The organism is Nisaea sp., assembly GCF_965216895.1.
GTDB lineage: Bacteria > Pseudomonadota > Alphaproteobacteria > Thalassobaculales > Thalassobaculaceae > Nisaea.
This window is the reverse complement of the sequence record NZ_OZ244205.1, coordinates 1,209,274-1,228,097: the sequence shown is the minus strand read 5'-3', so window position 1 is coordinate 1,228,097 and position 18,824 is coordinate 1,209,274. Positions and strand designations below refer to the sequence as shown.

Below are 18,824 nucleotides of genomic sequence, written 5' to 3'. Positions count from 1 at the left end.
GAGCCCACGGGGGCGAGATCAGGACGTCGCTTTTTCTTCGGTCGTGGAGAGATGCACGCGATTGCGGCCTTCCTTCTTGGCGGCATAGAGCGCGGCGTCGGCCAGCCGGATGAGTTCGGAAAAATCGATGCCGGAGCCGGTACCGTGAGCGACGCCGATACTGACGGTGATCCGCGTGCTCCGGTCGCCGGGCAGGACAAACTCCTGTTCCTCGACGGTCTTCCGGATCCGTTCGGCCGCCGCGATCGCGCCCTCCACGTCGGTATTCGGCAGCAGCGCGACGAACTCCTCGCCGCCCCAGCGACAGAGGCTGTCGATGGTTCGCAGGCCGTTCCGCCCAAGGCCGGCGAAGGCGCGCAGTACATCGTCGCCCGCATCATGGCCAAAATCGTCGTTCAGGGCCTTGAAGTGGTCGAGGTCGAAGAACAGGCATGCGAGACCGGTCCCGTAGCGCTCGGACCGCGCGCTCTCGTCGGCGGCCACGTCGAGGAAACTCCGGCGGTTCAACAGGCCCGTCAGGGGGTCGATGCGCGCCATCTCGGAGAGCTTCTCGACCATCTCGATACGCCAGGAGATGTCGCGCAGGATCGCCGCGAACAAGTTCCGGCCGCCGGATTTCGCGCGCACGATGCTTGCGCCTATGGGAAGTTCACTGCCATCGGCGCGGCGCCCGATGACCTGCGCCAGACGCTTGCCCATGTAGCGGGCTTCATCGCCTGAGGTCACGAAGTCCTGGACCTCGCCGGCATGAGTCTTTTTGAAACGCTCCGGCAGCAATAAGTTCAGATCTTGACCGAGCATTTCTTCGGCAGAATATCCGAACATCTTTTCCAGCGCGGGATTGACGAAGACGATCTTCTGATCGGTGTCGATTGCGATGATCGCGTCGGCGGAATGTTTGACCAGGTCGCGATAGAAACCACCGTCGAGACCGGGGTTGGATTCGCCGCTGGCCCCTACCATTCGCAGATGCTCCACTAGAGTGTCCGAACATCGGATGTTATGCGGGAAAACAGGTGAAATTTCCGTTAAATTGCTGCGGGTTTCTTCGAGCAGGGAGTGAACGAAGCGATGAAAAAAGCCATTGTCACAGGTCATAGCAAGGGCCTCGGGGCCGGCATCACGTCCGCGTTGCTGGAAGGCGGGTACAACGTGCTCGGCCTGTCGCGTTCGGCGCTGCCCGGTTTCGCAAGCGGACTGGAGCAGGTGGCCCTCGATCTTGGCGATACGGCGGCGCTCGCTGACTGGGTGCAGAGCGGCGAACTCGCCGGTTTCCTCGAACATGCGGAGCGGGCCGTGCTGGTGAACAACGCGGGCATGGTCGAGCCGATTGCGCCGCTCGGCCGGCAGGGCGCGGCGGCGATCGCCCGGGCGGTCACGCTCAATGTGAGCGCCGCGCTGGTGCTCGCGGATGCCTTCGTCGCGGCGACGGAGGGACTTGCCGACCGGCGGCTGGTGCATATTTCCAGCGGCGCCGGGCGTCATGCCTATACCGGCTGGAGCGTCTATTGCGCCACCAAGGCGGCGCTCGATCACCATGTCCGCGGCGTCGCCGATGACGGGATCGCTGGACTGAAGGTCGAGAGCCTCGCGCCCGGCGTTATCGACACCGGCATGCAGGCGACCATTCGGGCGACTCCTGAGGACGATTTCGCCTTGCGCGAGCGATTTGTCGGTCTGAAGGAGAGCGGTGCGCTTGGAGACCCGGTGTCCGTAGGCGCGCGGATCGCGGTACACGTGACAGGCGAAAGGTTTGGTGAGGAGACTGTGACCGACATTCGCGAGCTGTGACTTCGTTCCTCTTCTCTGGCAGGGGAATTGTGCTCTCACGCGCGGAAGGACCGGGTTCTTTTCCTTGGATACTCAGATTGCCGCCCCTCCTGCGATGTCGGGAAGCAATTGATTATTGAAGCGCAATGCGTGTATAATGAAAGCATTATTGCGTGGATTGATAATCATAAATAATTTGCAGCGGAGGGAGTTATGCGCAGCCGTCTCTCGGGTGGTGTAGCTGCGTTGATCTTTTCAACTCTTGTGGTTTCCGGGCAATCGGCACGCGCGGATAGTCATGCATTCGACCAATGCGGGTTCGCCTCAAAGGCGACCGATTTTATCGCCACCGAAGTAACGCCAGAGAAATTCCACGGAGCTGTTCGCTCGTTTATCAATTACGTCGCGACATGGACTACGGAACCGTATCTGCGGGGATACACTCCTGACGGTGACTACTACCTTTCGATCAATTCCGGATTTACTTATGCAGTCGATTGCGAGACTCCACATGACTCACGGCGGCTGGTCCGGGTAGGGAGGTTTCAGACCGGATATCCGGTGAAATCTATCGGTACAAGGGACTTCCGGGTTAACGGGCATGGCGAGGTGAAGCGTTTTCGCCTGGTGCAGACCCGAAGCGGGCTTCGCCTCTTTGTTCTGGATGGCCTGTTTCGTCTGATGGACAGAAACAAGGTTTACATCTTCAATACCTACAGTGATCCCGCCGCTTTCTGCACCAATGCGATCTGTGGCGGCGTGGCCAGGACACTCAGTCGTCGGAGCGGTTTCGCCGTTGCATCACTCGATAGCGTTCCGAAAGACGTTGTCGGAAACTATGACCCCAGATGTTTTGGTGCGACGGCTGAAATTCACCGCATTCCTCTCGATCCTTCGGGGACGGAAATCGCCTATAAGCGTGCGCTGATCCGGAACTGTGATCCGACGGTGACAGATCAGGGCATGAAACCGGTTCTCAATGGGCTACGCGCGATCACTGTCGGATCGATCGAGGAGCGGTTCTTCAGACAGACGCCCGTGACCGGAGCCTTTATTCATCTCGGTGCCGAGGAAGTGGCGCGCAGCATTCCGATATTCGTATCGCGGATCAAGTGCCGGGAGTCGCTGGAACTCAGCAAGAAATACGTCTTCACGCTGGGGGGGGCTCTCAGTGTATCCGCCATTCCGGTGCCAAGCATTCCGGTGAAGGGAGAGGGCAAGGTCGATTTCAGCTACGTCTCGGATGTCAGGGTCACGGAGAAGATCAAGGAAGACAGGGCCTATATCTACGAAACCGTATCGGCCCGTTTCGGCGACAGCGCGCCTGCCCTGTTCGACGTCCAGCTCGAAGCGGAGTGCAAGGCGGGGACGCCGCGCCGAATACATTCCTTCGTGATCGAACTGTCGCAGGGCGGGAAGGAGCACACGGTCTCCTTCGATCGAACCGAACTCGAGGAAACCGCCAAGAAGAATTTCGAACAGTTCCGCAGAAAACCTTGGAAGGGAACATCTTTCAACGACCGCACAAACGGGCGCTTCTACATAGTTGCCGACATCGATCAGTACAATCTGTGGCGTGCGTCGATCTGGGCTGCGACGGTTCCGAACATGGGTGATCTGATCCGCGATATAGGCGATCCGGCTCAGGACGGCCTCAATCCGCAGCAGAGGCAACTGGCACATTTCTTCGTAGACCTGATCTGTGCCGTGATCCTCAAACAGCTCAACGAAGCGGAATTCGCACAACTGGATCAGCCGGGCTTGATTTTTCCGACACAGGACCGGTCGCGCATCGTCGTCATCGATTGAAGAGGCCAGAGATGAAAGTTGAACATTGCCTGAAATACGGGTTGGCGGTCGCGACGGTGCTCGGGCTGTTGTCGGTGCTGTCCTGGTCGGTCCCACGCGGAGACGGGCGCGCCGATCACCGGGTTGTCGCCCATTCCGGGGCGACCGACAGCAACGGCTGTCACAACAGTTCGGGCGGATGGCACTGCCACTAGGAAACATTGCCCGGATACGGCGCGGGTCACCTCCCTGTGAGAGAGGGTGATTCGGAGTGCGGCGGCGGATTTGCGATGCTTTCGCCATGAAGACCTCACGACGCAAGTTGCTCGGCGGCCTCGCCGCGTTTGGCAGCATCGGTCCGCTTGGCATTGCCGGTCTCGCGCCCACGATCCGGCCCGTGCGCGCTCTGGGTCGCGCTTCCCGGCCAATCGTGCTCGAACTCTTCACCAGCCAGGGCTGTTCGTCCTGTCCGCAGGCCGATCGGCTGCTCGGCGAGCTGGCAATGGAACCTGACGTGATCGCGCTCGCCTATCATGTCGACTATTGGAACTATATCGGCTGGGAGGACCCGTTCTCCTCGAAGGCCATGAGCGACCGTCAGCGCCGCTACGGTCGCGCCTTGCGGCTCTCCGGCATCTACACGCCGCAACTGGTGATTGACGGCGAGGTTGATGTTGTCGGTTCACGCCGCCGCGCCGTACTGCAGCAACTTGAGACACGCCGGAGCGCACCCCGCGGCCCGGGTGTCACCGTCGCCCTGGAGCGGGACGGAGGGGATTTCACGCTGACCCTAACGCCTGAGGGCGGCCGGGACCTGTCGGGCGCGCAGTTGCTTCTGGTCGGTTCGGATGAACGACACGTAACCGAGGTGCCGCGCGGCGAGAACCGGGGACGCAGGCTGGAGGATTTCGCCGTCGTGCGTTTCTACACGCCGTTGGGCAACTGGGACGGGAAGGCACACCACTATCGCATCCCGGGCTCAGCCGCGGCCGCACCGAGCGACAGGCTCACCGTGCTGGTGCAGGCATCGGGGCAGGGCCGCATCTACGGTGCCGGCATGCTCGATCTGCGGACGGTCTAACCGTCGGGAGCTCTTTCCAAATCCAACATCCCCCAAATCCACCATCCCCATGTGAAATGGGGCACGGACCTCTCAGGAGAGCGGACCCTCGTGCATTCGGTCGCGTGAATGGCGATCCAGGGCCTGAAATCTCAGCTACCCGAGCAATGCATCCTCGAAGGGGAACCGCGATAGCAGTTCGATCCCGCTCTCGGTTACCAGGATCTGCTGTTCGAGCTTCACGCCCTCGCCGCGGCTTTCCTCGCCGATGAAGCTTTCGACGCAAAGCGTCATACCGGGTTCGATCACCCCGTCATAGCCGGCGTCCGGGAAGTCGGCGCGGTGATAGAGATAGGGATATTCCCCGGTCATGCCGACGCCGTGAGCGGAGAGATAATAGCGGTTGGTGAAATATTTTTCCGGGATCGTCCAGGCTTGGTCGGCATAGTCGCGGAAGCTCATGCCGGGCCGGATAATCCCCATGTTGTAATGAACCTGCTCGTGCGCGGTCTGGTAGAGCTCGCGCTGTTTCCGGCTCGGTGCCCCCGGGCCGGAATGGAAGGTGCGGGAGAAGTCGGCGTAATAGCCGTGGCAGCCGACCACGTCGGTATCGAGCGCGATCAACTCGTTCTCGCCGATCACGCGCATGCCGCTCTCCTGGAACCAGGGATTGGTCCGCGGCCCGGAATTCAGCAGCCGCGTCTCGATATAATCCCCGTCCTGCGCGATCACCGCCTGGTGCAACACCGACCAGAGCGCGTTCTCGGTGAGGCCCGGCCGGATTGCGGCGCGCAGGCGGGCGACGCCGGCCTCCGTTGCCTGCAGCGAGGCGCGGACGCATTTCATTTCCTCTGGCGACTTGATGCAGCGCGCCATCTCCACCGGCTCCTGCGCATCGACGAGGCGAAAACCCTCCGCGGCAAGCGCGGCGGCGGCTCCGGCATTCATCCGCTCGACACCGACCGTCGCCCGGTCGCCGACAAGTTCCCGGAGCGCGGCCGCGGTCTCCCGCGCCCAGAGTTTCTCCCGCTCGTCGATTTCCGCCCCTGCGGCAACGAAGCTCGCCGTGATGGCTGGACGGATATCCGTCAGCGTCTCCAGGTCGTCCGCCAGATGCATCGCGCCGGTGAACTCGTAGAGGATCGCGTCACGTTCGGTGAGAAGGAGGTAGCGGCCGGTGTTGCGCGCGCTGAAGACCTGCATGTTCCGCGCGCCGGTGGCATAGCGGATATTCACCTGGTCGTAGAGCACGCAGGCGGCGATGCCGCGCTTTGCCATCTCCGCCCGCACCCGGGCGAGCCGGTAGCCGCGCACCGCGACGAGATCGATCGGCGCGTTCGCGTGTTCGGTGTCGAGCAGGGAAAGATCCGCTAGATCCGTGCGCTCGGCATGCCAGTCGATTTCCATGGACGCTCTCCCAGACTTCGGAGGGAGGATAGGGGATGAAAATCCTGCCCGCTGCTTCCGGGACGACCGGATCGGCCATCCAGCGGTCGCATCCAAACCAACATTGGTCATCTCCGCTTGCGTGGGGATGACCGCTTAGGGAGTGGTTTGGATAGGGTTCGCGAGCCCTTCGACGACTTCGGCGCCGGGCTGATCAAGGAGCAGCTTCGGATCGACGATCAGTTTGGAACTCCGGTTGCCGCCGCCGAGGATGATCTCTTTCCGGGCCATCACGTCGGCATCCACCCAGAGCGGCAGGTCGGCAGGAAGGGCGATTGCGGTGACCCCGCCTATTTCCATCCCGGTCAGGTCCCGGGTCTCCTCCGGGCTGGCGAAGGAGACCTTGCGGGCGCCGAGCTTCTTGCGCACGACCTTGTTCACGTCGAGTCGGTGTGTCGCCAGCACGATGCAGGCGGCGTATTTGAGCTCGCCGGTCTTCGAGCGCACGAGAATCGTGTTTGCCGAGTCCTCCGGCGCCTTGCCGTAGCGCTCGCAGAACACCGCCGTGTCGGCGAGCTCCGGGTCGCATCCCATGACTTCGAACGGGTAGGGCGCGGCTTCGAGGATGGCGCGGATTTCCGGAAGGGTGTCGGACATGGAACAGGCCTCTTGGTTAAGAAATGCTGCTGTGCAACGATAACTCAGCGCGACCCATTCCGGGGCGCCGGATCGACTTCAACAAAGGATCATCCTCCATGCTTAGAGCCATCGCCCTCGGCGCCGCAATCCTTCTTGCGGGCACCTCGACCTCCTTCGCCCATCTCAATCCCGCCCAGCATGGCTCTTTCGCCGCAGGACTCTCGCACCCGCTCTTCGGCGCCGACCATATTCTCGCGATGCTCGCGGTCGGTATCTGGGCCTTCCAGATCGGCGGCCGGGCCCTCGTCGGCGTACCGGCGGCCTTTGTCGGCTTCATGGCGCTCGGATTCGTGCTTGCACTTTCCGGTGTGGCGCTGCCCTTCGTCGAACCGGCGATCCTCGCCTCCGTCGTTGCCCTCGGCCTGCTGGTTGCCTCCGCGATCCGTATGCCGGCCGGCGCCTGTGCCGCCGTCGTCGGCCTCTTCGCGCTGTTCCACGGCCACGCTCACGGCGGCGAGATCGGTGCGGCCACCGCGCTGACCTACGGCACCGGTTTTGTCGCGGCTACGGCGCTGCTGCATGTCGCCGGTCTCGGCGCCGGCCTGGGTCTGCGGAAACTGTTCGCCGAGCGCGCCACGCTCGCCCTCGCGGTCACCCGCGGCCTTGGCGGCCTGACCGCTGCTGCCGGCCTCGGCATGCTGATGGCCTGACCTTCAGGACTTGCCGACGAAAAAGAAGGCCGCCGTCCGGATTGGATGGCGGCCTTTTCTTGTGTCCGAGCGGAACCGTCAGGCGGGCAGGACCTTGCCCGGGTTCATGATGCCCTGCGGGTCAAGCGCCTGCTTGATCGAACGCATCGCGGCCAGCGCGGGGCCATGCTCCGCCTCCATGTAGCGGATCTTGCCCTGGCCGATGCCGTGCTCGCCGGTACAGGTGCCCTCGGCCGCGATGGCGCGTTTCACCATGCGCTCGTTATGGCCCTTGGCAGCCTCGACTTCTTCCTTGCTCTTCGGATCGATGCAATAGCCGACATGGAAATTTCCGTCGCCCACATGGCCGACGATACCGGCCTTGAGCCCGGTTGCCGCAAGATCCTTTTCCGCTTCGAGAATGGCCTCCGCGAGCCGGGAGATCGGCACGCAGATATCCGTCGCCATCACCTCGCAGTCGGGTCGCATGGACTTGATGGCGTAGTGCACGTTGTGCCGGGCTTCCCAGAGCTTGTTGCGGTCCTCGGCCTTCTCCGCCCACTGGAAGGCACTGCCGCCGAACTCGGAGGCGAGGGCCTCGACCGCTTCCGCCTGCTCCTTCACGCCGGTCTCGCTGCCGTGGAACTCGAAGAACAGGGTCGGTTTCTTCTCGTATCCCTCGAGACCGGAGAAGCGGATGCAGGCTTCCATCTGGGTGTCGTTCAGGAGTTCGATCCGTGCCATCGGGATACCGGACTGGATGGTCAGGATCACGGTATTGATCGCACTTTCGAGATCGCCGAACTGGCAGACGGCGGCCGAGACCGCTTCCGGGATGCCGTAGAGCTTCAGGGCCACCTCGGTGATGACGCCGAGCGTGCCCTCGGAGCCGACGAAGAGTCGGGTCAGGTCGTAGCCGGCCGAGCTCTTGCGGGCGCGGCGCGCGGTGCGGATGATCTCGCCCGACGCGGTGACGACGGTGAGCGAGAGCACGTTCTCCCGCATCGTTCCGTAGCGCACCGCGTTGGTGCCTGAGGCCCGGGTCGCCGCCATGCCGCCGATCGAGGCGTCGGCGCCGGGATCGATCGGGAAGAAGAGGCCCTGGTCGCGCAGGTGAGTATTGAGCTGCTTGCGGGTGACGCCGGCCTGGACGCGGCAATCGAGATCCTCGGCATTCACATCAAGGATGTTGTTCATGTTCGAGAGATCGATGCAGATCCCGCCGGAGAGCGCGCCGATATGGCCTTCGAGCGAGGTACCGGTGCCGAAGGGGATGACCGGGATGCGGTGCGCGGCGCAGAGCCGGACCACTTCGGAGACTTCCTCAGTGCTTTCCGCGAAGAAAACGCCGTCGGGCGGCATCGGCGTATGGTAGCTCTCGTCCTGCCCATGGCGCTGCAGCACAGCCGGTGCGGTGGAAAAGCGCTCGCCGAAGCGATCGCGAAGCTGGTCAAGGACCGGCGCGATCTCCGAAGCTTCTATGCGGGCCTGCATGGCGTTATCTCCCGTTGTATTTTCCGGCAAGACTATCCGCGCGGCCGGGTACGCTCAATCGCCGAATGGGCGCGGGCGCAATGCCGCGCAAGAAACGGAGTTCATCCGGCATTGATCTCGTGTAGTCAGAGGTTCGCTGCCCGCTTCGCGGCGGTGGTGGAGGGCGCGGCGGGATAGAACTCTCCCGCGGGGATGCGAACTCTCGAAGGAAAGACCGGAATTGCATGAATGCGAAAGTGAACCTGACGATGGGACCGGTGGAATGGGGGCTGCTCATTCTGTTGTCGGCGGTCTGGGGTGGGTCCTTCTTCTTCGTCGGCGTCGCCGTCGCGGACGTCCCGCCGCTGACCATCGTTCTTGTCCGCGTCGGCCTTGCCGCGCTGGTCATGCAGCTCGCGTTGCCGCTTTTCGGTCTCCGCATGCCGACGGACCGGCAGGCGATCCGGGCCTTCCTGATCATGGGTTTCCTCAACAACGCGGTGCCGTTCTCGCTCATCGTCTTCGGCCAGACCCGGATCGCCAGCGGACTCGCCGCGATCTTCCTCGCCGCGACGCCGATCTTCGGTGTCCTGGTCGCACATTTCCTGACCGAGGACGAACGGATCAGGCCGCTCCGCATCCTCGGCGTCGCCTTCGGTTTCGGCGGTGTCGCGCTGATGGTGGGCGAGGACCTCTCGGGCGGGATCGGCGGCACGTTTCTCGGACAGGCCGCACTGCTTGGCGCCGCGCTCAGTTACGCTTTCGGCGGTGTCTTCGGACGGCGCTTCAAGGGCATGGGGATCGAACCGGTGCAGACCGCTACGGGGCAGGTGACGGCCTCGACGCTACTGCTGATCCCGGCCGTCATCCTCGTCGACCGGCCCTGGACCTTGCCCATGCCGTCGACGGAAACGGTCGCGTCCCTGATCGGCCTGGCGCTGCTCTGCACTGCCTTCGCCTACATCCTCTATTTCGAGCTGCTGAAGCGGGCGGGTGCGATGAACCTCTTGCTGGTCACGCTGCTGGTCCCGGTCAGCGCGATCCTGCTCGGCGTGCTGTTCCTCAACGAGGCGCTGGCGCCGATGCATTTCGCGGGCATGGCGCTGATCGCGGTGGGACTGCTGGCGATCGATGGGCGGGTGTTTCGGAGGCTCCGCCGTGCGGTGCTTGCTGAGTAAGCGACGGCGCTGCTGTTTTGCGGGTTCAAGAGCTCTTCGGTACCGGCTGCATCGAAGGTTCCATCAAAGGTCGTCATCCCCGCGGGAATGGTGACTGAGTTGTGGACGGTGAAGAACGCCGTACTCGGCTCTCAAGCTTGCCACCGCACCGGCATCTCCAGCGGCCCCCGGAAGGCCCAACCGCCGTACGGGACCTCGCCGCCGAGCGTCAGGCCAGGCAACCTCTCGAAAATCATCGGCAGCGCCACCTCGGCGATCAGGCAGCGCGAAGCCCAGGCACCGGCGCAGAAATGCGGGCCGGCGCCGAAGGCGATGGAGTGCGAGGTGTCGCGGGTGATGTCGAAGCGGTCCGGGTCCTCGAACACGGTCTCGTCACGGTTGCCGGAGCCGAACATCAGGAACACCCGGTCCTCCGGCTCGAAGGTCACGCCCTTCGTCTCGTAAGGCTGAGCAACCCGGCGCGGCGACATGCCGATCGGGGAGATCCAGCGGGCATATTCCTCGAATGCCTGCAGCCAGGTCGCCTTGCCGTCGCGGATCATGGCAAGCTGGTCCGGATGGGTCAGCAGGGCCCAGGCGAGCCCCGCGATGACGTCGCGCGGTTCGTTCTGGCCGCCTGAGATGGTGAGCTTGATATTGGCGCGGACCGCCTCTTCGGGCAGGCCGGCCTGCATCTGCACCGAGAGCATGGAGCTGTCGGGCCGCACCCGGAGCAAAGGCATCATGCCGTCGATATGGCGGTCGATGGAGCCGGTGCAGTCATGGCAGCGCGCCTCCACCGCCGGATCGCCCACATAGTTCGCGCAGCCGTCGATCATGCCCTGGCTGACCCGGTCCATCTCCTGCCAGCTCATGTTGGTGAGGCCGGTGATCGCCTTCAGCGCCTCGCCGGAGATGCGCCTGGCGATATCCTTCACCATGTCGGCCCGGCTGTCCGGGCGAAGCTCGTCGAGCGCCTCCGCGGTCTTCTCCTCGAATTGCGCCTTCCAGACCGATTTCACTGTCTTCGGCGAGACCGCGGGGAAGATCGCCCTGCGCTCGGCCATGTGGGCGGCGCCGTCCTTGCGCATCAGGTTCTGGCCCATCAGGACGGTCATCAGGCCCTGCGGCTGGTCGGAGGAGAAGATCTCGATCTTTTTCTCGTTCTCGAAGATGTCGTCGCGTCGGGTCAGCAGGGTGGCGCCGAGCTGCGGCACATAGGCGATCGGCGCCTCGGCGCGCATGCGCTTCAAGTCGGGATAGGGATCTTTCCAGAAGATCTCGGGATCTATCTCGTAGACGGGAGCATTCGACATGCTGCGCCCTCCTGGCGGTTCAGGGTACGCGCAGCACGATGCCGTCGAGGTCCGGGGTGGCGCGGAGTTGGCAGGAGAGGCGGCTCGCCGGCCGGCGTTCCGGGTCCGCCATGTCGAGCATGTCATCCTCGTCCGGCTCCATGTCGGGCAGCGGGGCCGGACTGCTTTCGACGAGGACATGGCAGGTGGCGCAGGCTAGATTGCCGCCGCAGGACCCGATGATTCCTTCGACATCGTTCTCGACGGCCGCTTCCATGAGCACCTGGCCGACCTCCACAGCAGCGGTTTTGCGCGTGCCGTCAGCCTCGATCCAAGTCACCTTGATCTCCTGCATCGTTCCTCCCGGATCCATGTTTTTCCGCATGTCATCATGGCAGGGATGAAAAAGCAAAAGGCCGGCGGATGCCGGCCTTTCGATCGTCCGCCATCCCGGCTCGCGTGCCGGTGCGGGAAATCAGGCTTCCGCGCCGATCTGCACGTCGATGCCCTTGGTGTTCAGCATCTCGAGCAGCTCGCCGGTCTCGTACATCTCGCGGATGATGTCACAGCCGCCGACGAACTCGTTCTTCACATAGAGCTGCGGGATGGTCGGCCAGTTGGAGAATTCCTTGATGCCTTCGCGGATCGCAGGGTCCTCGAGCACGTTGATGCCCTTGAACTTCACGCCGACATGGCTGAGCACGCCGACGACGGCCGCGGAGAAGCCGCATTGCGGGAAGACCGGGGTGCCCTTCATGAACAGGACCACGTCGGTCGAGTCGATTTCGTCCTGGATGCGCTGGCGGGTGGCGTCGTCAAGCATGGCGTGGTCCTTTCATGGGTCCGTGTGCCGTTCGGTTAAGAGAAGATAGCAGATCACTCAGCCTGGCGTCCCGGTCTGCAGCGCGAGGGCGTGGAGTTCGGTACCCATGCGGCCCTGCAGTGCCTGGTAGACCATTTGATGCTGCTGGATGCGGGTCTTGCCTTCAAAGGCGGAAGAGAGAACATGGCAGGCGTAGTGATCGCCGTCGCCGCGCAGATCCTCGATCGTGACCATTGCATCGGGGAACGTCTCCTTGATGAGGCGTTCGATCTCTCCGGCTTCCATTGCCATAGGTTCTTGTCCCTGCTTCGTTTCTTGTCGGTCTCAGGAGGCGGCCATGTAGTCCGGCAGCCAAGCTTCGAAAACGGACCGTAGCACCGAGACCGATATGGAGTCACCGGTGGCGAATTTCAATTCGCCGTCTCCGGTGGTCCGGCCGATCGCGGTGGCGGAAACGCCTGCCGCACGGGCGGCTTCCAGCACCGGACCGGCGTCCCTTGCGGTGACGACATAGCGCGCCTGGTCCTCGCCGAAGGCCCAGGCATGGACCGGCAGACCGTCCTCGGGCTGAACCTCGGCGCCGAGTCCTCGGGCGCCAAGCGCCATTTCGGCGAGCGCTATGGCGACGCCCCCGTCCGAAACGTCGTGGCATGCGGTTATCGCGCCCTGCTCGATCAGGCTGCGGACAAGATCGCCGTTCTTTTTCTCCAGCGCCAGGTCGACCGGCGGCGGAGCGCCTTCCTCGCGGCCCTCGATCTCGCGCAGATAGATCGACTGGCCGAGCCAGCCGGCGGTTTCGCCGATCACGATGATGGCCTCGTCCGCCGTCTTGAAGGCCACGGTCGCGCGCTTGCCGATATCGGCAATGACGCCGACGCCGCCGATCACCGGGGTCGGCAGGATCGCCTTGCCTTCGGTCTCGTTGTAGAGCGAGACATTGCCGGAGACGACCGGGTAGTCGAGGGCGAGGCAGGCGGCCTTCATGCCTTCGATGGCGCCGACGAACTGGCCCATGATCTCCGGCTTGGTCGGGTTGCCGAAATTCATGTTGTTGGTGACGGCGAGGGGCCTCGCGCCGGTCGCGGTGATGTTGCGCCAGGTCTCGGCGACGGCCTGCGCGCCGCCGGTTTCCGGCGCCGCCTTCACATAGCGCGGCGTGCAATCGACGCACACCGCAATCCCCTTCTTGCTGTCGCGTACCCGGACCAGGGCCGCGTCGCCGCCAGGGCGGATTGCGGTGTCGCCCATGATCAGGTGGTCGTACTGCTCCCAGATCCAGCGCCGGCTGCAGAGATCCGGGCTGCCGATCAGATCCTTCAGCGCGCCGGTCAGGCTCGCCGGTGCGGGGATGGAGGCCGGATCGAGAACCGGTGCCGCCGGGGTCGGCTGCCACGGACGGTCATATTCCGGCGATTCCGCGACCATCGGGGCGATCGGAATATCGCCGACGGTCTCCTCGCCCATCTTCAGCACAAGATTGCCGGTGGTGGTCAGGTGGCCGATGACGGCGAAATCCAGTTCCCACTTGTCGAAGATCGCCCGCGCCTCGGCCTCGGCTTCCGGCCCCGGCTTCAGGATGATGAGCATCCGTTCCTGACTCTCGGAGAGCATCAGCTCGTAGGGTGTCATCTTCTCTTCGCGCGCCGGAACCCTGGCGAGGTCGAGTTCGATGCCGAGACCGCCCTTGCCCGCCATCTCCACCGAGGAAGAGGTGAGACCGGCCGCGCCCATGTCCTGGATGGCGATGATAGTGTCGGTCGCCATCAGCTCGAGGCAAGCTTCCAGCAGCAGCTTTTCGGTGAAGGGATCGCCGACCTGCACGGTCGGGCGCTTCTCCTCGGAATCCTCGTTGAACTCGGCGGACGACATGGTCGCGCCGTGGATGCCGTCGCGCCCGGTCTTGGCACCGACATAGATCACCGGGTTCCCGGCTCCGGCGGCGGCCGAATAGAAGATCCGGTCCGCCGGCGCAAGGCCGACGGTCATCGCGTTGACCAGGATGTTGCCGTTATAGGCCGGGTGGAAATTGACCTCGCCCGCGACCGTCGGCACGCCGATACAGTTGCCGTAGCCGCCGATCCCGGCCACCACGCCGCCGACCAGGTGCCGCGTCTTGGCATTGTCCGGGCTACCGAAGCGCAGTGCGTTCAGGTTCGCGATCGGCCGCGCGCCCATGGTGAAGACGTCGCGCAGAATGCCGCCGACGCCGGTCGCCGCGCCCTGGTAGGGCTCGATGAAACTCGGGTGGTTGTGGCTCTCGATCTTGAAGACCGCGGCCTCGCCGTCGCCGATATCGATCACGCCGGCATTCTCGCCCGGACCCTGGATCACGTGCGGCGCCTCTGTCGGCAGGGTCTTCAGCCACTTCTTCGAGCTCTTGTAGGAGCAATGCTCGGAATACATGGCGGAGAAGACGCCCAGCTCCGTCATGTTCGGCTCGCGGCCGAGGATCTTCAGGATGCTGGCATACTCGTCTTCGGAGAGGCCGTGCTCGGCGACGATTTCCGGGGTGATGGCGACGTTTGCAATACTCACGAAAGGGCCCTCACCAGTCCGTCGAAGAGGCCGCGGCCGTCGGTGCCGCCGACCGCGCTGTCGATTGCGTTTTCCGGATGCGGCATGAAGCCGAGCACGGTCTTTTCCCTGTTGAAGACGCCGGCGATGTTGCGGGCCGAGCCGTTCGGGTTCCCGGCCGCGCTCATCTCGCCGTTCTCGTCGACATAGCGGAAGGCCACCTGACCGTTCTGCTCGACTTCGTCGAGGGTCCTCTCGTCGGCGAAATAATTACCGTCATGGTGGGCGACCGGGATGGACAGAACCTGACCGTCGTCATAGCCGCCAGTGAAGAGCGACTGACTGGTCTCCACCCGCATTCCGACATTGCGGCAGATGAACTTGAGGCCCGCATTGCGCATCAGCACGCCCGGCAGCAGGCCCGTCTCCGTCAGAACCTGGAAGCCGTTGCAGACCCCCATGACCGGCACACCTTTGTCGGCCTTTTCCTTCAGGCTCCGTAGAACCGGTGAGTGGGCCGCGATCGCGCCGGCACGAAGATAATCGCCGTAGGAGAAGCCGCCGGGGACCACGATCAGGTCCACATCGGGGATATCGGTGTCACGGTGCCACACCATGTGCGGCGCTTTCCCGCTGGCCTGCTCAAGTGCGACGGCCATGTCGCGCTCTCTGTTGGTGCCGGGAAAAACGATGATGGCTGATTTCAACGCGGGGTCTCTCGATTGGGGCTGGGTCGGCGCGGCGGAAAGTACGGGAGGCGGCGGCCGAGTGCAAGCAATGTTGGCCGATTCACGTTGCTGTCACGGGACGGTCCGAGACTGCGTGGGCCGCGGGCAGGCTGGGCGCAAGACCCGCCGGTGGGCGCGGATTGCAGATGCAGATTGACGCATTGTCCGGTGCGGCGGAATTATGTGCTCTAGTACCGGTGTATGTTGCGGCGCTGGTGAAAGGCGGGAGGCTTGCTTTTGGATAAGATCGGAGCGGGGATACTGGATAAGGCCCCGCTTCTTCGGTCCGTTCTCGATGCCATGGGGCAAGGGATGCTGGTCGTCGACCGGCAACTCCATGTCGCCGCCGCCAACGATCGCATCGCGGAACTGCTCGGGGAGAGCGGTCCGCTGCAACTTATCGGCAAGCCGGTCGACGCGGTTTTTTCGGCTGTCGATTCCTGGTCAGCGATCGGGGAGACTGCGTCCGCCGGAGCGCGGTTCGGGCCAGAGCGGCTTGCGATCGGAGACACGGTTCAGGAAGTCCGCGGGAGCTCGGTGCCGGAACTCGGTTACCTGATCACCTTCAATGATGTCACGGAGCATGTCCGGGCCGAACAGGCCGCGCGCAATCACGAGCGGCGCGTACGCGAGATTCTCGACCACAGTCCGGTTGGGGTGAACATCATTTCGCCAGAGGGGCGGCGGCTCTACTCGAACCGGAAAATCCAGGAAATGTTCGGTTATTCCGCGGAAGAGTTGGCGGAGATACATGCCGTGGCCCATTACAGGGATCCAGCGGTCCGCGACCGCCTGCTCGAGCAGATGCGGCGGCGGGGGGCATTGGAGAACGAGGAGGTGGAGTTCGTCCGCAAGGACGGCGCGCAGCTCTGGGTGCTGCTGTCCTGTAGACCGTTCGACTATGACGGCGAGGAATGTATCCTCAGCTGGCTCTACGAAATCACGGATCGGATCGAGCTGGAACGGAAGCAGATCCGCAGCCGCGAGGAACTGGAAATCCAGATTCTTGAACTGCGTGACCGCGAAGACCGGATGGGGCAGCAGGCGGCGGAACTCGAGAGCCTGGCGATCCGGCTCTCCGAGTCCGAACGGAAGATGGCTGAACTTGCGAATTTCGACAGCCTCACCGGACTGCCGACCTCGCGTCTGTGCCTCGACCGGATGCAGCTGGCGATGGCCTATGCGAAGCGGGAACAGACACTGACGGCGGTCTTCTACGTCGATCTCGATGGTTTCAAGGCGGTCAACGACACGTTCGGGCACGATGCGGGCGACCAGGTTCTCAAGGAGGTCGCCTCGCGCATGAAGCGGTGCTTCCGGGAGGTCGATACGGTTGCCCGTATCGGCGGCGACGAATTCCTCGTCGTGCTCTGGGGGCTGGGCTTCCGGGATGCCGTGGTTCCGCTCGCCGACCGGCTGCTGAGCTGCTTCGAGGAGGCTTTCGTCTTCCCCGAGGGCCAAGCCAGTATCGGGGCCAGCATCGGCATTGCCTTCTTCAATGGCGCATCGGACACCCCCGACACGCTGATCAAGCGCGCCGACAAGGCCATGTATGTCGCCAAGAAGGGTGGCAAGAATACATACGCGATCAGTGAAGGCTAGAGCGCGGGCTTCTTGGTCATCAGGGCGAAGCGGCCAGTACCGCGCATGAAATGCTCGTGCAGGGTCCAGCCGAGCTTGGCGTAAAGCGCTTCGGAATTGTGCGTATAGAGATGCAGAAGGGGAATGCTGCGCAGGGTCGCCTCGCGCTCGAGGGCGGCGACGAGCGTTGCCGCTATTCCTTTGCCCCGCTGCTCCGGCACGACATAGACGCTGGCAAGCCAGTGCAGCAGGTCCGGGCGGGAGTCCAGATCGTGATCGACCAGGGAGGCCATGCCGACGACGGCCGCGCCCTCGATCGCGATCATGCATTCCTCGCTCGGCTTCCGCATGATGTCGCGAAACCAGTCGACACTGTCCTGCAGGCTGTAGCCTTGCCCGGCACCCCACTCGGCATGGTTCCAGCCGGCGACGATCTCCAGATGATGCGAAGCGTCCGCGAGTTTCAGGATGCGACGGGTCGGCAAGGCACCGCCCTCAGCCTTCGATTTCGACCGTGTAGTTCTCGATGACGGTGTTGGCGAGCAGCTTCTCGCACATGTCGGTCACCTGGGCGCGCGCCTTTTCCTTGTCGGTTTCCTCGAGCTGAAGCTCCAGGAACTTGCCCTGGCGCACCTGGTCGACCCCGGCAAAACCGAGCGCGCCGAGCGCATGCTCGATGGCCTTGCCCTGAGGATCGAGGACTCCATTCTTGAGGGTGACGTGAACCGTGGCTTTCATAATCTTACCAATCTCGCTTCGTTCCGAATGCCGGCATGCGGCTTACTGAATGGCTTTCGGGCCCTTGAGATCCATCGGGCCGGCCTCGGGAAGCACGCCAAGCCGCCTTGCGACTTCCTGATAGGCTTCGCGGACACCGCCGAGGTCGCGGCGGAAACGGTCCTTGTCGAGCTTCTCGTCGGTTTCGGCATCCCAGAGGCGGCAATTGTCCGGGCTGATCTCGTCCGCGAGCACGATCTGCAGCGTGTCCTCGGTGTAGTAGCGGCCGAACTCGAGCTTGACGTCGATGAGGCGCAGGCCGACACCGATGAAGAGGCCGGTCAGGAAGTCGTTTACCCGGAGCGAGAGGGCGATGATGTCGTCGATGTCCTGTGTCGTCGCCCAGCCGAAGGCGGTGATGTGCTCTTCCGCGACCATCGGGTCGCCAAGTTCGTCGGACTTGTAATAGTACTCGATGATCGAGCGCGGCAGCATCGTGCCTTCCTCGACGCCGAAGCGTTTGGCGATGGAACCGGCGGCGACGTTGCGGATCACCACCTCGACGGGGATGATCTCGACCTCGCGCACGAGTTGCTCGCGCATGTTGAGGCGGCGCACGAAATGCGTCGGGATGCCGATTTCGGCAAGCCGGGTCATCAGGTACTCGCTGATCCGGTTGTTCAGGACACCCTTGCCGGTGATGATGCCGTGCTTCTCGTTGTTGAACGCGGTTGCATCGTCCTTGAAGTACTGAATGATCGTGCCGGGTTCGGGGCCTTCGTAAAGGACCTTGGCCTTGCCCTCGTAGAGTTTTCTGCGTCGTGCCATGAAGTATGTGGTTCCCCGCCTCAACGGTCGGGCGGTCGGTTTCCGGGATGCGGAGAGCCTGCCGGTGAGCGGCAGGAAATGCGCGCTCCATATAAACACAAGGCGGGGCAATGACAATCGGGGAAGAACGCCATCTTCCGGTCCTGAACCCCTCACGTGGCGATCCGGTCGAGTCCGGGGCGGCCGTATGCGCAAGACCCTCCTCGCGGGAGCAACTGTTCAATCGACATGATTTGCGGCTTCAAATTCAGGAAGAAGTAAATCAATCGACCTAAGGTGGCAATATTCGGTCTATCTGTTCTTGTTTGTGGGTAATTTGATTTCATGAATATTTGATTGTGACTGTTTGTGGCTTGTAAACCAAGATCGTGTGTAA

20 protein-coding genes are annotated in these 18,824 nt (G+C 63.3%); 7 read left to right on the top strand and 13 right to left on the bottom strand.

The annotated features are described in order from the left end of the window. Positions 1-18: 18 nt before the first annotated feature. Positions 19-963, bottom strand: coding sequence for a sensor domain-containing diguanylate cyclase (locus ACOOE1_RS05930; protein ID WP_420405417.1), 945 nt, complete (start codon positions 961-963; stop codon positions 19-21). A gap of 108 nt (positions 964-1,071) precedes the next feature. Here ACOOE1_RS05930 and ACOOE1_RS05925 point away from each other — a divergent pair, with 108 nt between their 5' ends. The 4 genes from ACOOE1_RS05925 to ACOOE1_RS05910 all read left to right on the top strand — a co-directional run bounded on the left by ACOOE1_RS05925 (position 1,072) and on the right by ACOOE1_RS05910 (position 4,639). After that, positions 1,072-1,791 carry an SDR family NAD(P)-dependent oxidoreductase gene (locus ACOOE1_RS05925; protein WP_420405416.1) on the top strand — a complete coding sequence of 240 codons (720 nt, stop codon included), beginning with the start codon at positions 1,072-1,074 and terminating at the stop codon, positions 1,789-1,791. Between the two features lie 192 nt (positions 1,792-1,983). Next, a complete protein-coding gene (locus ACOOE1_RS05920; RefSeq protein ID WP_420405415.1) occupies positions 1,984-3,579 on the top strand; it encodes a hypothetical protein in 1,596 nt (531 codons plus the stop codon). 11 nt (positions 3,580-3,590) lie between these two features. Beyond that, the gene (locus tag ACOOE1_RS05915) at positions 3,591-3,773 is read left to right on the top strand and encodes a YHYH domain-containing protein (protein WP_420405414.1); all 183 of its coding nucleotides are present in this window, start codon (positions 3,591-3,593) and stop codon (positions 3,771-3,773) included. A gap of 86 nt (positions 3,774-3,859) precedes the next feature. Further along, on the top strand, positions 3,860-4,639 hold the full coding sequence (locus ACOOE1_RS05910; protein WP_420405413.1) for a DUF1223 domain-containing protein: 780 nt from the start codon (positions 3,860-3,862) through the stop codon (positions 4,637-4,639). A gap of 135 nt (positions 4,640-4,774) precedes the next feature. Here ACOOE1_RS05910 and ACOOE1_RS05905 read toward each other — a convergent pair whose 3' ends face one another. Together ACOOE1_RS05905 and ACOOE1_RS05900 are read right to left on the bottom strand one after the other, a co-directional pair. Continuing rightward, positions 4,775-6,025, bottom strand: coding sequence for a M24 family metallopeptidase (locus tag ACOOE1_RS05905; RefSeq protein ID WP_420405412.1), 1,251 nt, complete (start codon positions 6,023-6,025; stop codon positions 4,775-4,777). A gap of 135 nt (positions 6,026-6,160) precedes the next feature. Further along, positions 6,161-6,661, bottom strand: a complete 501-nt coding sequence (locus tag ACOOE1_RS05900; protein ID WP_420405411.1) for a YbaK/EbsC family protein — start codon at positions 6,659-6,661, stop codon at positions 6,161-6,163. 98 nt (positions 6,662-6,759) lie between these two features. On the opposite strand from ACOOE1_RS05900, the gene ACOOE1_RS05895 reads away from it, so the two are divergent. Beyond that, positions 6,760-7,353, top strand: a complete 594-nt coding sequence (locus ACOOE1_RS05895) for a HupE/UreJ family protein (protein WP_420405410.1) — start codon at positions 6,760-6,762, stop codon at positions 7,351-7,353. A 78-nt stretch (positions 7,354-7,431) separates the two neighbouring features. On the opposite strand, the gene ACOOE1_RS05890 is transcribed toward ACOOE1_RS05895, so the two are convergent. Further along, a complete protein-coding gene (locus ACOOE1_RS05890) occupies positions 7,432-8,826 on the bottom strand; it encodes an FAD-binding oxidoreductase (RefSeq protein WP_420405409.1) in 1,395 nt (464 codons plus the stop codon). Positions 8,827-9,050: 224 nt separating this feature from the next. Between ACOOE1_RS05890 and ACOOE1_RS05885 the strand changes: the two genes are divergently transcribed. Beyond that, positions 9,051-9,983, top strand: a complete 933-nt coding sequence (locus tag ACOOE1_RS05885) for a DMT family transporter (RefSeq protein ID WP_420405408.1) — start codon at positions 9,051-9,053, stop codon at positions 9,981-9,983. 131 nt (positions 9,984-10,114) lie between these two features. Here ACOOE1_RS05885 and ACOOE1_RS05880 read toward each other — a convergent pair whose 3' ends face one another. The 6 genes from ACOOE1_RS05880 to purQ form a co-directional block, all read right to left on the bottom strand. After that, positions 10,115-11,278, bottom strand: a complete 1,164-nt coding sequence (locus ACOOE1_RS05880) for a cytochrome P450 (protein ID WP_420405407.1) — start codon at positions 11,276-11,278, stop codon at positions 10,115-10,117. A 19-nt stretch (positions 11,279-11,297) separates the two neighbouring features. Next, positions 11,298-11,612 carry a 2Fe-2S iron-sulfur cluster-binding protein gene (locus tag ACOOE1_RS05875; protein WP_420405406.1) on the bottom strand — a complete coding sequence of 105 codons (315 nt, stop codon included), beginning with the start codon at positions 11,610-11,612 and terminating at the stop codon, positions 11,298-11,300. A gap of 120 nt (positions 11,613-11,732) precedes the next feature. Further along, positions 11,733-12,080 (bottom strand): Grx4 family monothiol glutaredoxin, encoded by a 348-nt coding sequence (gene grxD, locus ACOOE1_RS05870; protein ID WP_420405405.1) that lies wholly within the window; start codon positions 12,078-12,080, stop codon positions 11,733-11,735. 57 nt (positions 12,081-12,137) lie between these two features. Then, positions 12,138-12,371 carry a BolA/IbaG family iron-sulfur metabolism protein gene (locus tag ACOOE1_RS05865; protein ID WP_420405404.1) on the bottom strand — a complete coding sequence of 78 codons (234 nt, stop codon included), beginning with the start codon at positions 12,369-12,371 and terminating at the stop codon, positions 12,138-12,140. 33 nt (positions 12,372-12,404) lie between these two features. Continuing rightward, the gene (gene purL / locus ACOOE1_RS05860) at positions 12,405-14,615 is read right to left on the bottom strand and encodes a phosphoribosylformylglycinamidine synthase subunit PurL (protein ID WP_420405403.1); all 2,211 of its coding nucleotides are present in this window, start codon (positions 14,613-14,615) and stop codon (positions 12,405-12,407) included. After that, on the bottom strand, positions 14,612-15,301 hold the full coding sequence (gene purQ / locus ACOOE1_RS05855; protein ID WP_420405402.1) for a phosphoribosylformylglycinamidine synthase subunit PurQ: 690 nt from the start codon (positions 15,299-15,301) through the stop codon (positions 14,612-14,614). Before purQ ends, purL begins: the two co-directional genes overlap by 4 nt. A 258-nt stretch (positions 15,302-15,559) precedes the next feature. Here purQ and ACOOE1_RS05850 point away from each other — a divergent pair, with 258 nt between their 5' ends. After that, positions 15,560-16,924: a diguanylate cyclase gene (locus ACOOE1_RS05850; protein WP_420405401.1), complete on the top strand. Its 1,365-nt coding sequence runs from the start codon at positions 15,560-15,562 to the stop codon at positions 16,922-16,924. Here the strand turns inward: ACOOE1_RS05850 and ACOOE1_RS05845 are convergent. From ACOOE1_RS05845 to purC, 3 genes are read right to left on the bottom strand one after another with little or no spacing between them, the layout of a single operon-like run. Next, entirely contained in the window at positions 16,921-17,388 is a 468-nt protein-coding gene (locus tag ACOOE1_RS05845) for a GNAT family N-acetyltransferase (protein ID WP_420405400.1), read from the bottom strand. The two genes, ACOOE1_RS05850 and ACOOE1_RS05845, sit on opposite strands and share 4 nt — an antisense overlap. Before the next feature lie 10 nt (positions 17,389-17,398). Then, a complete protein-coding gene (purS, locus tag ACOOE1_RS05840) occupies positions 17,399-17,641 on the bottom strand; it encodes a phosphoribosylformylglycinamidine synthase subunit PurS (RefSeq protein ID WP_420405399.1) in 243 nt (80 codons plus the stop codon). Positions 17,642-17,683: 42 nt separating this feature from the next. Continuing rightward, positions 17,684-18,448, bottom strand: coding sequence for a phosphoribosylaminoimidazolesuccinocarboxamide synthase (gene purC, locus ACOOE1_RS05835; RefSeq protein WP_420405398.1), 765 nt, complete (start codon positions 18,446-18,448; stop codon positions 17,684-17,686). Positions 18,449-18,824 lie beyond the last annotated feature (376 nt).

Coding starts and splice junctions, on each gene's coding strand:
- ACOOE1_RS05930 (WP_420405417.1), bottom strand. CDS start 963: ATGGTAGGGGCCAGCGGCGAATCCAACCCCGGTCTCGACGGTGGTTTC.
- ACOOE1_RS05925 (WP_420405416.1), top strand. CDS start 1,072: ATGAAAAAAGCCATTGTCACAGGTCATAGCAAGGGCCTCGGGGCCGGC.
- ACOOE1_RS05920 (WP_420405415.1), top strand. CDS start 1,984: ATGCGCAGCCGTCTCTCGGGTGGTGTAGCTGCGTTGATCTTTTCAACT.
- ACOOE1_RS05915 (WP_420405414.1), top strand. CDS start 3,591: ATGAAAGTTGAACATTGCCTGAAATACGGGTTGGCGGTCGCGACGGTG.
- ACOOE1_RS05910 (WP_420405413.1), top strand. CDS start 3,860: ATGAAGACCTCACGACGCAAGTTGCTCGGCGGCCTCGCCGCGTTTGGC.
- ACOOE1_RS05905 (WP_420405412.1), bottom strand. CDS start 6,025: ATGGAAATCGACTGGCATGCCGAGCGCACGGATCTAGCGGATCTTTCC.
- ACOOE1_RS05900 (WP_420405411.1), bottom strand. CDS start 6,661: ATGTCCGACACCCTTCCGGAAATCCGCGCCATCCTCGAAGCCGCGCCC.
- ACOOE1_RS05895 (WP_420405410.1), top strand. CDS start 6,760: ATGCTTAGAGCCATCGCCCTCGGCGCCGCAATCCTTCTTGCGGGCACC.
- ACOOE1_RS05890 (WP_420405409.1), bottom strand. CDS start 8,826: ATGCAGGCCCGCATAGAAGCTTCGGAGATCGCGCCGGTCCTTGACCAG.
- ACOOE1_RS05885 (WP_420405408.1), top strand. CDS start 9,051: ATGAATGCGAAAGTGAACCTGACGATGGGACCGGTGGAATGGGGGCTG.
- ACOOE1_RS05880 (WP_420405407.1), bottom strand. CDS start 11,278: ATGTCGAATGCTCCCGTCTACGAGATAGATCCCGAGATCTTCTGGAAA.
- ACOOE1_RS05875 (WP_420405406.1), bottom strand. CDS start 11,612: ATGCAGGAGATCAAGGTGACTTGGATCGAGGCTGACGGCACGCGCAAA.
- grxD (WP_420405405.1), bottom strand. CDS start 12,080: ATGCTTGACGACGCCACCCGCCAGCGCATCCAGGACGAAATCGACTCG.
- ACOOE1_RS05865 (WP_420405404.1), bottom strand. CDS start 12,371: ATGGCAATGGAAGCCGGAGAGATCGAACGCCTCATCAAGGAGACGTTC.
- purS (WP_420405399.1), bottom strand. CDS start 17,641: ATGAAAGCCACGGTTCACGTCACCCTCAAGAATGGAGTCCTCGATCCT.
- purC (WP_420405398.1), bottom strand. CDS start 18,448: ATGGCACGACGCAGAAAACTCTACGAGGGCAAGGCCAAGGTCCTTTAC.